General features: G+C 68.4%; 10 protein-coding genes. 4 read left to right on the plus strand and 6 right to left on the minus strand.

Annotated features, from left to right (window positions below; genetic code table 11):
- Window positions 1-21: 21 nt before the first annotated feature.
- Genes B2G71_RS06475 through B2G71_RS06490 form a run of 4 tightly spaced genes read right to left on the minus strand, consistent with a single transcriptional unit; the run spans window position 22 to window position 4,293 of the window.
- A complete protein-coding gene (locus tag B2G71_RS06475; protein WP_098104891.1) occupies window positions 22-774 on the minus strand; it encodes a TIGR02186 family protein in 753 nt (250 codons plus the stop codon).
- Window positions 771-1,685 carry a sulfite exporter TauE/SafE family protein gene (locus B2G71_RS06480; RefSeq protein ID WP_098104892.1) on the minus strand — a complete coding sequence of 305 codons (915 nt, stop codon included), beginning with the start codon at window positions 1,683-1,685 and terminating at the stop codon, window positions 771-773. Before B2G71_RS06480 ends, B2G71_RS06475 begins: the two co-directional genes overlap by 4 nt.
- A gap of 47 nt (window positions 1,686-1,732) precedes the next feature.
- Window positions 1,733-2,839 carry a hypothetical protein gene (locus tag B2G71_RS06485; protein WP_098104978.1) on the minus strand — a complete coding sequence of 369 codons (1,107 nt, stop codon included), beginning with the start codon at window positions 2,837-2,839 and terminating at the stop codon, window positions 1,733-1,735.
- Window positions 2,836-4,293: a glycosyl transferase family protein gene (locus B2G71_RS06490; protein ID WP_240530024.1), complete on the minus strand. Its 1,458-nt coding sequence runs from the start codon at window positions 4,291-4,293 to the stop codon at window positions 2,836-2,838. Before B2G71_RS06490 ends, B2G71_RS06485 begins: the two co-directional genes overlap by 4 nt.
- Window positions 4,294-4,397: 104 nt before the next feature.
- On the opposite strand from B2G71_RS06490, the gene nhaA reads away from it, so the two are divergent.
- Entirely contained in the window at window positions 4,398-5,639 is a 1,242-nt protein-coding gene (nhaA, locus tag B2G71_RS06495; RefSeq protein ID WP_098104893.1) for a Na+/H+ antiporter NhaA, read from the plus strand.
- A 39-nt stretch (window positions 5,640-5,678) separates the two neighbouring features.
- Here the strand turns inward: nhaA and B2G71_RS06500 are convergent, their stop codons facing one another.
- Window positions 5,679-6,098, minus strand: a complete 420-nt coding sequence (locus B2G71_RS06500; RefSeq protein ID WP_098104894.1) for a VOC family protein — start codon at window positions 6,096-6,098, stop codon at window positions 5,679-5,681.
- A gap of 97 nt (window positions 6,099-6,195) precedes the next feature.
- On the opposite strand from B2G71_RS06500, the gene B2G71_RS06505 reads away from it, so the two are divergent.
- Window positions 6,196-6,954 (plus strand): SIMPL domain-containing protein, encoded by a 759-nt coding sequence (locus tag B2G71_RS06505; RefSeq protein WP_098104895.1) that lies wholly within the window; start codon window positions 6,196-6,198, stop codon window positions 6,952-6,954.
- Window positions 6,955-7,122: 168 nt separating this feature from the next.
- On the opposite strand, the gene clpB is transcribed toward B2G71_RS06505, so the two are convergent.
- Window positions 7,123-9,702, minus strand: a complete 2,580-nt coding sequence (gene clpB / locus B2G71_RS06510; RefSeq protein WP_098104896.1) for an ATP-dependent chaperone ClpB — start codon at window positions 9,700-9,702, stop codon at window positions 7,123-7,125.
- A gap of 209 nt (window positions 9,703-9,911) precedes the next feature.
- Here clpB and B2G71_RS06515 point away from each other — a divergent pair, with 209 nt between their 5' ends.
- Both B2G71_RS06515 and B2G71_RS06520 read left to right on the plus strand, forming a co-directional pair.
- Window positions 9,912-10,664: an ATP-binding cassette domain-containing protein gene (locus B2G71_RS06515; protein ID WP_240530025.1), complete on the plus strand. Its 753-nt coding sequence runs from the start codon at window positions 9,912-9,914 to the stop codon at window positions 10,662-10,664.
- Complete coding sequence (locus B2G71_RS06520) at window positions 10,661-12,160, plus strand: glycine betaine ABC transporter substrate-binding protein (RefSeq protein WP_098104898.1); 1,500 nt, start codon at window positions 10,661-10,663, stop codon at window positions 12,158-12,160. Before B2G71_RS06515 ends, B2G71_RS06520 begins: the two co-directional genes overlap by 4 nt.
- Window positions 12,161-12,216 lie beyond the last annotated feature (56 nt).

A 12,216-nucleotide genomic window follows, 5' to 3' on the forward strand; every position in this document is an offset into this window, starting at 1 on the left:
AACATCGGCCTAACCGGCGCCTCACACGAGCGCGAAGAGCCGTCCCGCGACCCAGCCCATGAAGACCGAGATCGCCACCGCCAGCAAGCCATAGAGAAAGCCGTAGTCCTGCGCGAAATCGGCGATCGCGCGCTCGATCCCCAGCTTCTGGACGACAACCGTGCTGCTCGCCGAGGCGACCACGCGCCCGTCGGTGATCGCGAAGGTCTCGGCGGTGTAGGTCCCGGTCGGCACTTGCGAGGGAAGCTGGATGCGCGCCTGGTAGAGCACCTGCTCGCTCACCTTCACCGCGCCTTCTTCCTGGCGGTAGAGCCCGTTGCTCTCGTTGAGTTCGACCAGCCCCTTGGCGAAGCGCGCCTGCTCCTCGGTGTCGATCGCCCCGATGGGCGAGAGCTGGAGCCACTTGAGGCCGAGTTCGTAGATCGCCGCGGTCTTGTCGTCGACGATCTCGGAGATCGGCCGGGTCGAGGCCACCGCGTAGTACGAGGGTGCCGAGCGCAGCTCGGTGCTGTCGGCATTGATCCAGATGCCCGCAACCTTGGACTTCTCGCGCACGACGATCGACTGGGTCGGCCCCTTGAGCACGACGACGATGTCGTAGTCCTGCGCGGCGCGCGCGCCCTGCGGATTGAGGATCGCGCCGAACAGCAGCAGCTCGGTGCCGGTGAAGCCTTGACGCAGACGGATCTCGTGCTGCGAGACCTCGGGCACCAGGATCGGGTCGCGCGCGGCGCCCAGCGCGAGCAGGAGGAAGAGGGCCGCGAGCCTCCTCACAGCGGCGCGACCGTGTAGATTTCGTCGGGCCGGTAGCCGAGCCCCAGGGCCATGCGCAGCGCCACCAGCAGCACCAGCACGGCGAGCACCAGCCGCAGTTTCACCGGACTTGCCTTCTGCGCGAACTGCGCGCCGAGCTGCGCGCCCGTCACCGAGCCGAACAGCAGCAGCCCGGCGAGCACGATGTCGACCGCGCGCGTGGTCATCGCGTGCATCATCGTCGTCGCCATCGTGACGAACAGGATCTGGAACAGCGAGGTGCCGACGACCACATTGGCGCTCATGCCCAGGATGTAGAGCATCGCCGGAACGAGCACGAAGCCGCCGCCGATGCCCATCAGCATCGTCAGGATACCGGTCAGCATGCCCAGGATCAGCGGTGCCAGCGGCGAGATGTAGAGCCCGGAGCGATAGAAGCGCCAGCGCATCGGCAGGCTGGCTACAAGCGGATGGTGGCGGCGCTTGCGCGCGGCGATCTTCTGCCCGGTGCGCTCGGAGCGCAGCGTCTGGATCGATTCGTTCGCCATCAGCCCGCCGATCGAGCCGAGCAGCACGACGTAGAGCACGTTGATCACCGTATCGATCTGGCCGAGCGACTGCAGCAGGCTGAACAGCGCGGCTCCGATCGCGGTGCCCATGATCCCGCCCGCGACCATCACGGAACCGAGCTGGAAGTCCACGCCGCCACGCCGGAAGTGCGCGAAAACCCCCGAAACACTGGCGCCCGTCACCTGGCTGGCGGCCGAGGCGGCCGATACCGTCGGCGGCACGCCGTAGAAGATCAGCAGTGGCGTCGTCAGGAATCCGCCGCCCACGCCGAACATTCCGGAAAGCAGGCCGGTCAGCGCGCCGAGGCCGACGATGACCAGGCCGTTGACGGAAAGGTTCGCGATCGGAAGGTAGACGTCCATCTCGCCATGTTCGCTACCGCAGCACGATGGCGGAGAAAAGGCGCGTTTCAGAAACCTGCGGATAGTGTCAAGGCGGGACCCGAGCGGGGCTCGGCATCGCCCGCGACGCGCATGCGCCAGTCGACGGCCACTCGTGCCGTCGCCGCGTCTGCAAGCGGGAACGCCAGCATCGCGCTGGGCCCCAGGTCGAAGCGCGCGGCCCCTTTCTGCGCGCCTGCCCAGCCGCCGGCGCCGATACGCGCCGTCGCATCGCGCCATCGCGCCACTTCGCGATCGACGCGAAGCTGCCCGTCGGCGAACAGCGTCGCGAATTCTCCACCGACGAAGCCGGCCTGCGCATAGATCTCGGCGCGCAGCGCGAGCGGAAGCGCGATCGGCGCAAGTTCGGACACGGCGAAGGCCGCGGGCTGGACGCGGCTGCCCGCATCGCCCTCGGTCGCGCGGACTTCCGCGGCAAGCACCATCGGCACTCCCGGAACCGGCCTCGTCGACAGGCCGATAGCGGCCTGGACCTCGTCGGGCCCGCGCAACGTGGTCGTCCCGCGCACATAGGCTTTCGGGCGATGGCCGCTCGCCTCGTCGAGGCTATAGCGCAAGACCGCGCCGGCCTGGCTCGCTCCATAGCTGGCGGGCAACAGCCCCGAGGCCAGCTCTGCGCGCCCGTCGCGCCGCAGCAGCAGCCAGCCGTCCGCCGACCAGCGCGGAGACCGGCCCTTCGGCTTCGGCGCATCGCGAAAACTCGGGAGGGGATACATGGCCTCCGCCTGGCCAAAGGCCTCCATCAAGACCAGCTCCTGCCGCGCCGCCGCGTCGGCGCCGGGCCGGTCAGGCGTGTCCATGAACGCGACGAGGTCGCTTCGGCGTGGCCATGGCGCGGCGGCGGCAGGCCAGCGGGCATCGGCCGCCACGGACGCCGTCGCGGCCCCGGACGCGCGGTCCGCGGGCCTGGGCGACGCATCGGGCAAACCGGGCGCTCCGCCGAAGGCAAGCCCCGGTGCGCCCGGCCCCGGCTCGACGGCGATCTGCGGCGAGCCGAGGCCGACATCGCGCAGATAGACGGGCGCCGTCCAGGTCAGGTCTCGAACCACGATCCACGAGCCGAGAATCACGATCAGCGCCAGCAGCGGCCGTCCGCGTAGGCGGCGGAGAGTCACGGCAGCGCCCTCGCCGTCGCCGTCGCCGTCGCCGTCGCCGGAGTGATATCGGCGGAGCGCGGCGTCGCGTTCGCCGGATGCGCGGCGTGGAGCGTCTTGTCCCAATGCAGGCGCCGCCCGAACAGGGTGCCGACATAGGCGAAGAGCGCCCGCCGCGCGGCGATGATCGTGATCACGTTCGAGACGGGGATACGCACGATCGCGCGCAGTCCCTCGCCGATACCGTATTCGCGGGCAGTGAAGAAGAAGCGCCACAGCGCTCGCCAGGCGAGGCTGGCGAAGCTGATCGCGATCATCGCGCGCAGCAGCGGCGGCAAGGCCACTGCGTCCTGCCAGCCAGCGAGCCGCGCGACGCCGAGGACGGCCTCGATCGCGAGCAGCACATAGGCCACGGCGAGCACCAGCGCGGTCAGCGGTCCATTGCGGTCTCGCAGGGTCATCCAGATGTCGATCGGATTGAGCGACCAGCCGAGGCGGTCCCAGCCCTGCAGCGAGATACCGTGGATCCAGCGGGTCTTCTGGCGGACAGAGGCTTCCAGGCTCGGGGGGAAGTAGGCGCGCGTCGCGATGAGTTCGCCGTAGACGTCGTGCCGGCGGACGAAGCGCGCGCGCCGCCCGCGCGAAACGGTGAGGCCCAGTTCGTAGTCCTCGGTCAGGCAGTCGTCCTCGAACGGCCCGTCGCGACCTTGCTGGAATCGCCGGCGGGCGAGATCGGCGATCGCCTCGCGCGCGAACCCGCAGCCGACCCCGGCGGCGGGAATGGCCGCGCCGATCGCGTCGCGCACGACCATGCCCTTGGCGTGCGATTCGGCGAATTCGTCCGAATAGTGGCCCGCGACCATCGGCGAGGCGGCCTGCGGCTCGGGGCGCACGGGCAACTGCACGAAGTCGATCGGCCCGAGCATCTCGTCGATGAGCGCGAGCGCGGCGGGATGCACCATGTCCTCCGAATCGTGCAGGACGATGCTCGCGAACCGCTCGCCGCTACGGGCCTCGTCGTCGCACAAGGCGGCATAGATGCGATTGAGACAATCGGCCTTGGTCGTCGGTCCCGCGCGATCGTTGATCACCAGTCGTACGCGGGGATCGTCGCCCGCCGCCGCGACCGCCGCTTCCAGCGTCGCCCAATCGTTGACATAGAGCCCGACGTAGAGGGTGAATGCATCCTGCCGCCATGCCGAAAGCGTGTGACGGATCATCGGACCGATGACGTCCGCTTCCTGCCATGCCGGAACGAAGGCCGCCGCTCGCCCGGACAAGGGCTCGGTGTTTCTGTCCGCGACAGGGGGCTCGGTCTCGATGCGCCCGGTCAGTTTCAGCCAGAGCCATACGAGATCAACCGCAAATTCGTCCGCAGCCCCGACGACGAACCAGAATGCCGCGAACAGCAACAACTCGTGTTCAACAAGCTGCAGCGCATCGAGCCCCCGCTGCAGGACATCTACCGGCCCCAAATACACCCCCGCGGAACGTCAATTTTTCTTAACGATACGTAATATTGCCTATTTGAAAACCTATTGGGTTGCAACCGGCGGGCGTTTAGACAAAGGGGACGGGCATGAGCCTCGAGAGACATTGGGCAAACCGGCTGGCCACGAAGATCAGCAAAATGTTGGGCGGCGAGGCCGCCGGCGGCATATTACTGATCGCGGTGGCGATCGCCGCGATCCTGGCCGCCAATTCGCCGCTGCAGCATGCCTATCACGACCTGTTCCACGACAAGCTTCCCTGGACGCCGGTCTATAAGCTCGACACGCTGCACCTGTGGATCAACGATGGCTTGATGGCGATCTTCTTCTTCGTCGTCGGGCTCGAAATCAAGCGCGAGATCCTCGACGGCGAACTGTCCGACGCCAGACGCAGGCGCCTGCCGGTGCTGGCCGCCGCCGCCGGTATGCTGGCGCCCGCGGTGGTCTATCTCGCGGTCGCCGGCACGGCGCAGCCGATGCAGCGCGGCTGGGCGATCCCCGCCGCCACCGACATCGCCTTCGCGGTCGGCGTGCTGGCGCTGCTGGGCAAGCGCGTCCCCGCCTCGCTGCGGCTGTTCCTGCTGACCGTGGCGATCGTGGATGATCTCGGCGCCGTCACCATCATCGCGATCTTCTACACCGCCGAGATCAAGCTCGCCTGGGGCGTCGGCGGCCTGCTGTTCCTGATCGCCCTGATCGCGGCGAACCGATACCGCCTGCACAGCTATCTGCTGTTCGGCGTGCTGGGGCTCGGCCTGTGGTTCTGCGTGCTCAACTCGGGCATCCACGCGACGATCGCCGGGGTTCTCGCCGCGTTCTGCGTGCCGCTGAGCGTGAGCAAGGGCGGCGACAGCATGTTGCTGCGGCTGGAACACGCGCTCGTGCCGTGGAACAGCTATCTGATCGTGCCGGTCTTCGGCTTCGCCAATGCCGGCGTCGCGCTGGGCGGCATCGGTATGGAAGGCCTGCTCGATCCGATCCCGCTCGGGGTGATGCTGGGCCTGTTCCTCGGCAAGCAGGTGGGCATCCTCGCCGCGATCGTCGCGTCCGACCGGATCGGCTTCGCCCCCAAGCCCGAAGGCGCGAGCTGGTCGCAGCTTTGGGGCATGTCTGTGCTGTGCGGGATCGGCTTCACCATGAGCCTGTTCATCGGCGCCCTCGCCTTTCCGCGCTATCCGATCCTCGTCGAGGAAGCCAAGCTCGGCGTGCTCGTGGGCTCGCTGCTGTCGTCGCTGCTCGGCTACGCGATCCTGCGCCTTTCGACGACGCCGGCGCCCGGCGAGAAGGCGATGGAAAGTCCGGCCGAGCCGGGTGATCCGAAGCTGCCTTGAAGCCGGATCTGCCCTGAGCCCGGCCAGCGGCCGGGAGGGTTACCAGCTTCCGACGTTGGGCATGCTCGCCCAGGGCTCGGCCACCGGCAGGTTGCCGTCCTGGAGCAGTTCGACCGAGATCCCGTCGGGCGTGCGCACGAAGGCCATGTGCCCGTCGCGCGGAGGGCGGTTGATCGTCACGCCTGCGTCCATCAGCCGCTGGCAGGTCTCGTAGACGTTGTCGACGCGGTAGGCGAGGTGGCCGAAATTGCGGCCGCCGTCGTATTCCTCCGGGTCCCAGTTGTGTGTCAGTTCGACTTCGGCGACGCCCTCCTCGCCCGGTGCGGCGAGGAAGATCAGCGTGAAGCGGCCCTTTTCGCTCTCCATCCGGCGCACTTCCTGAAGGCCGATCAGCTCGAAAAACGCGATCGTCGCGTCGGGATCGGTCACGCGGATCATGGTGTGGAGGTATTTCGTCACGGATAGTCCTTCGTTTCATCGACGGCATTGCACGGTTCATCGCGCGGAAAGCCGGGATTGCGTATCGCGGGGCGAACTCGAGAGGGGAGTGCCCGCCATGACCGACGATAGCCGAGACGATCCCGACCGCTCCACCGGTTTCTTTGCCCGCAGGCCGACCACCGGCGTCTGGCTGGGCGGCAGCGCCATCGTCGCGATCGGTCTGATCGCCGGCGGCTATCTGCTCGGAGACGGGTTGTTGCGCGCGCAGCAGGCCAATCGCGCGGTCACCGTGCGCGGCCTTGCCGAGCGCGACGTCACCGCCGACCTCGCGACCTGGACGATTACCTATTCGGCCAGCGCGGGCGACCTCGCTTCGGCCCAGTCCTCTGTCGACCGCGACACGCGCGAGATCCGCGCCTTCTTCGGCGAACTGGGCTTTCCCGCCGATGCCCTGCAACCGACCGGCGTCAACGTTTCGCAATACACCAACAACGGCGTGCAGACCTTCACCGTGCGCCAGCGCATGAGCCTGCGCTCGAACGACATCAAGCGCGCCCAGGCCGCGGTGAAGCGGCAATTCGAACTGGTGCGCCGCGGCGTCATGCTCGAGGACGGCTCGGGCATGGCCTATACCTTCACCGGGCTCAACGACATCAAGCCCGCCATGGTCGCGGAGGCGACCAGGGACGCGCGCGCCGCGGCCGAGCAGTTCGCCAAGGACAGCGGCACGACGGTCGGCGCGATCAAGAGCGCGACACAAGGCTATTTCTCGATCGACGCGCGCGATGGCGACAACAGCGGCGAATGGGGCGTGGCCGGCTCGCCCTACAAGAAGGTGCGCGTGGTCACGACGGTGGATTTCTACTTGCGCTGAACGCCTTGCGCCGCTCCGCGCGGCGGGTGTTCGTCCCCGCGCGCACCGGGACAGCCGCCAGCCGCGCTTCACGACCGCAAACGAAGAACGGGCGGCCCTCGCGAGAGGCGCCGCCCGTTCCGCGTCCGGGACCGGATCAGGAGGTGGCCCCGGCTATGGTTTCGCCGGTCAGGCCACGCTGATCACCAGCGCACCGTCGCCCTCGTCGATGTGAACCGTCGCGCCGTCGGGGATCTCTCCCGCGAGCAGCTTTTCGGCCAGCGGGTCCTGCAGGTGCTTTTGCACCGCCCGCTTCAACGGCCGCGCGCCGTAGACCGGATCGTAGCCGACCCGCCCCAGCCAGCGCTTGGCCGCATCGGTGAGGTCGAGCACGATCTTGCGGTCCTTGAGCAGCTTCTGCACCCGGTCGACCTGGATCTCGACGATCGGCCCCATGTGGTCCTGCCCCAGGCGGTGGAACAGGATGATCTCGTCGAGCCGGTTGAGGAACTCGGGCCGGAAGTGCGCGCGCACGACTTCCATCACCTGCGGCTCGACGCTTTCGACGTCCTTGCCGTCCTCGATCTGCGTCAGGTACTGGCTGCCGAGGTTGCTGGTCAGGATGATCAGCGTGTTGGTGAAGTCCACCTGACGCCCCTGCCCGTCGGTCAGCCGCCCGTCGTCGAGCACTTGCAACAGCACGTTGAACACGTCCGGGTGCGCCTTCTCGACCTCGTCGAACAGCACGACCTGATAGGGCCGGCGCCGCACCGACTCGGTGAGCACGCCGCCTTCCTCGTAGCCGACGTAACCCGGAGGCGCGCCGATCAGGCGCGCGACCGCGTGCTTCTCCATGAACTCCGACATGTCGATGCGGACCATCGCGGTGTCGTCGTCGAACAGGAAGCCGGCAAGCGCCTTGGTGAGTTCGGTCTTGCCGACGCCCGTAGGCCCGAGGAACAGGAAGCTGCCCAGCGGCCGGTTCGGGTCCTGCAGGCCGGCGCGCGCGCGGCGCACCGCCTTCGAGACGGCCGAGACCGCCTGCGACTGCCCGATCACGCGCTCGCCGAGAATCTCCTCCATCTTGAGCAGCTTCTCGCGCTCGCCCTCGAGCATCTTGTCGACGGGCACGCCGGTCCAGCGCGAGACCACGCCCGCGATGTCGTCCTCGGTCACTTCCTCGCGCAGCAGCGCGTTGGCCGACTGCGCCTGCGCCTCGCCGAGCTGCTTTTCGAGCTTGGGGATCGTGCCGTAGGAAAGCTCGCCCGCCTTGGCGAGATCGCCCGAGCGCTGCGCCTGCTCGAGTTCGATCTTGGCCTGGTCGAGCTGCTCCTTCAGCTTGCCTTCGGCCGCGATCTTGTCGCGCTCGTTCTGCCAGCGGGTGGTGAGTTCGGACGACTGCTGCTCGAGATTGGCGAGTTCGTCGCGCAAGGCCGTCAACCGGTCCTGCGAGGCGGAATCGCTTTCCTTCTGGAGCGCCTGCTCCTCGATCTTGAGCTGGACGATGCGCCGGTCGAGCGCCTCGATCTCCTCGGGCTTCGATTCCACTTCCATGCGGATGCGGCTCGCGGCCTCGTCCATGAGGTCGATCGCCTTGTCAGGCAGAAAACGGTTGGTGATGTAGCGGTTCGACAAGGTCGCCGCCGCCACGATCGCGCCGTCGGTGATGCGCACGCCGTGGTGCAGCTCGTACTTCTCCTTGAGGCCGCGCAGGATCGAGATGGTATCCTCGACCGTCGGCTCGTCCACGAAGACGGGCTGGAAACGGCGTTGCAGCGCGGCGTCCTTCTCGACGTACTTCTGGTACTCGTCGAGCGTGGTCGCGCCGATGCAGTGCAGCTCGCCGCGCGCGAGCGCCGGCTTCAACAGATTGCCCGCGTCCATCGAGCCCTCGGACGCGCCCGCGCCGATCAGCGTGTGCATTTCGTCGATGAACAGGATGATGTGGCCCTCGGCGTTCTTCACCTCGTCGAGCACGGCCTTGAGCCGCTCCTCGAACTCGCCGCGATACTTCGCGCCCGCGATCAGCGCGCCCATGTCGAGCGCCATCAGCGAGCGGTCCTTGAGGCTGTCGGGCACGTCGCCGTTGGCGATGCGCAGCGCCAGGCCTTCGGCGATGGCGGTCTTGCCGACGCCGGGGTCGCCGATCAGCACGGGGTTGTTCTTGGTCCGGCGCGCGAGGATCTGCACGGTGCGGCGGATTTCCTCGTCGCGGCCGATCACCGGATCGAGCTTGCCCGCCTTCGCGGCCTCGGTGAGGTCGCGCGCATACTTGGTCATCGCGTCGTAGCTTTCCTCGGCCGAGGCGGAATCCGCCTTGCGGCCGCCGCGAAGCTGCGTGATCGCCTCTTCGAGCCCCTGCGGGGTGAGATTGGCGGACTTGAGCGCCTTGCCCGCGGGCGAGTTGGTCGCGAGCGTGAGCGCGAGCAGCAGCCGCTCGACGGTGACGTAGCTGTCGCCCGACTTCTCGGCGGCCTGCTCGGCCTGGTCGAGCACCCGGATCGTATCGCCGTCGAGGCCCGGCGCGCCCGAGGCGCCCCCGCCCGAGACCGCGGGCACCTTGGCGAGCGCGGCGTCGAGTTCGGTGACGGCGATCTTGGGATTGCCGCCGGCGCGCTGGATCAGCCCGGCGGCCATGCCCTCGCTGTCGTCGAGCAGCGCCTTGAGGACGTGCTCGGGCTGGATGCGCTGGTGATTCAAGCGAATGGCAACGGTCTGCGCCGCCTGCAGGAAACCCTTGGCGCGGTCGGTGAACTTTTCGAGATTCATGGCTTGGTCTTTCCTCCTGATACGAAGGATGTAGTGTTGTATTTTTGCAACACAAGGGTTGCGGAGAGATTTTCCGGTCCGATGACCTAGCGGCGCCGATACCACCTGCGCCTTGCGCTCGGTCAAGGCCGCAGCAAGAGCCGGCTTCGCCGTATTTAGGAACTGTCCTGGGCTGCGGAAGCCTCAAGGGCCATCGAAAGTCCGCCACGGTGGAAAGTTTTCCGGGACTTGCTACCCTCGCGGCCATGTTCGAACTCGAAGGCGTCGCGGTGAGCTATGACAAGGTCGAGGCGCTGGCGCCGACCGACCTGGTCATCGCCGAGGGCGAGACGCTCGTCCTGCTCGGTCCTTCGGGGTCCGGAAAATCGACGCTGCTGCGCTGCCTGATCGGCCTTGCCCGCTATCGCGGCAGCCTGCGCTTTCGCGGCGCGCCGGTGAGCGACTGGCGCGCGCTGCGCCCGCGCCTCGGCTACGTGATCCAGGAAGGCGGTCTGTTCCCCCACCTCACCGCGCGCGGCAACGTCGTGCTGATGGCGGGCGAACTCGGCTGGGACCGGCCGCGCATCGACGCGCGCCTCACCGAACTGGCCGAGCTGGTCGACCTCGCCGCCGACCAGCTCGATCGCTTCCCCGGCGAACTTTCGGGCGGCCAGCGCCAGCGCGTCGCGATGATGCGCGCGCTGATGCTCGATCCCGACGTGCTGCTCCTCGACGAGCCGCTCTCGGCGCTCGATCCGATCACCCGCGTCCGCCTCGCCGGCGATCTGCGCGACATCTTCGCGCGGCTCGGCAAGACGGTGGCGATGGTGACCCACGCGCTTGGCGAGGCGCGCTTCTTCGGCGGCACGACCGCGCTGATGCGCGACGGGCACATCATCCAGAAAGGCGCCATAGACGACCTGGTCCGCGATCCGGCCGATCCCTTCGTTGCCGAGTTCCTGGCGGCGGAGGAAGCGCTGTGAGGAAGCTGTTCGCAGCGGTGCTCGCTCTGCTTCTGGCGGCGATCGCCGTCATCGGCGGTCTGGTGCTTGGCGTCATCCCCGCCCGCGCCGACACCGTCGTGGGCTCGAAGGCGTTCACCGAAAGCGTGATCCTGGGCGAAATGGCGCGCATCGCGCTCGAGGACGCGGGGGTCGCCGCCGAGCACCGGCGGCAACTGGGCGGCAGCCGCATCCTGTTCGACGCGGTCAGGGCGGGCGAGGTCGATCTCTATCCCGACTACACCGGCACGCTGCGCTTCGAGATCCTTTCGACCGAGAAGCTCGCCGGCGACGGCGGAATTGCCGCCGCGCTCGCCAGGCAGGGGCTCGCGGTGTCGAAGCCGATCGGCTTTTCCAACGGCTATGCGCTGGCGATGCGCCCCGAAGTCGCCGAACGCCATGGCCTGCGCACGATTTCCGACCTCGCTCGCCATCCCGAGTTGCGCGTCGCCGTTTCGAACGAGTTCGTCGACCGTGCCGACGGCTGGCGCGCCTTGTCCGCCGCCTATGGCCTCGGCGCGATCGAAGTGCGCGGGATCGACCACGACCTTGCCTATCGTGCGCTCGCCGACGGCCAGATCGACGTGATCGACGTTTACACCACCGATGCCGAGATCGCCGCCCATGGCCTCACGCTGCTCGAGGACGACCGCCGCTTCTTTCCCGCCTACGACGCGGTTTTCGTCTATCGCAGCGACCTCGATCCGCGCGCCGTGGCCGCGCTCGACGCGCTCGCCGGCCGGATCGACGAGCGGGCGATGCAGCGGCTCAACCGGATGGTGGTGATGGACGGCGCGAGCGAGCGCGCGGCGGCGCGCGCCGCGCTCGGCCTCGCCGCGCCGCAAGGCGCCGCGCCGCCCGGCCTGTGGCAACGCATCGGCCTGCGCACGATCGAGCACTTGCGGCTGGTGGCGATCGCGCTCGCCGGAGCGCTCGTGGTCGCGATCCCGCTCGGCGTGCTGGCGGCGCGCAGCCGACGGATCGGCGCGCTGGTGATCCCCGCCACCGGGCTGCTCCAGACGATCCCGAGCCTCGCGCTGTTCGTCATGCTGATTCCTCTGCTCGGCATCGGCGCGGCGCCGACGATCGCGGCGCTGTTTCTCTATTCGCTGCTGCCGATCGTGCGCAACGTCCATGCCGGGCTGACCGGCATCGCGCGTCCGCTGCGCGAGAGCGCGGAGGCGCTGGGCCTCTCGACCTGGGCGCGGCTGCGACGGATCGAACTGCCGCTGGCCCTGCCGACGATCATGGCGGGCGTGCGCACCGCCGCGGTCATCGCGGTGGGGCTGGCGACGCTCGGCGCGATCATCGGCGCGGGCGGCTACGGACAGCCGATCCTCACCGGCATCCGCCTCAACAACACCGCGACGATCCTCGAAGGCGCGGTTCCCGCCGCTCTGCTCGCGCTGGCGATCGAAGGCGCGTTCCACCTCGTCGAGGCCGCGGTCGTCCCGCGCGGGCTGCGGCCCGCGCGCTAGGCGAACCGAAACAACCCCGGCGAAATCAACAGTGCTGTACATTAGGACTTGGCGCG

Source organism: Novosphingobium sp. PC22D (assembly GCF_002556635.1).
Classification (GTDB): Bacteria; Pseudomonadota; Alphaproteobacteria; order Sphingomonadales; family Sphingomonadaceae; genus Novosphingobium.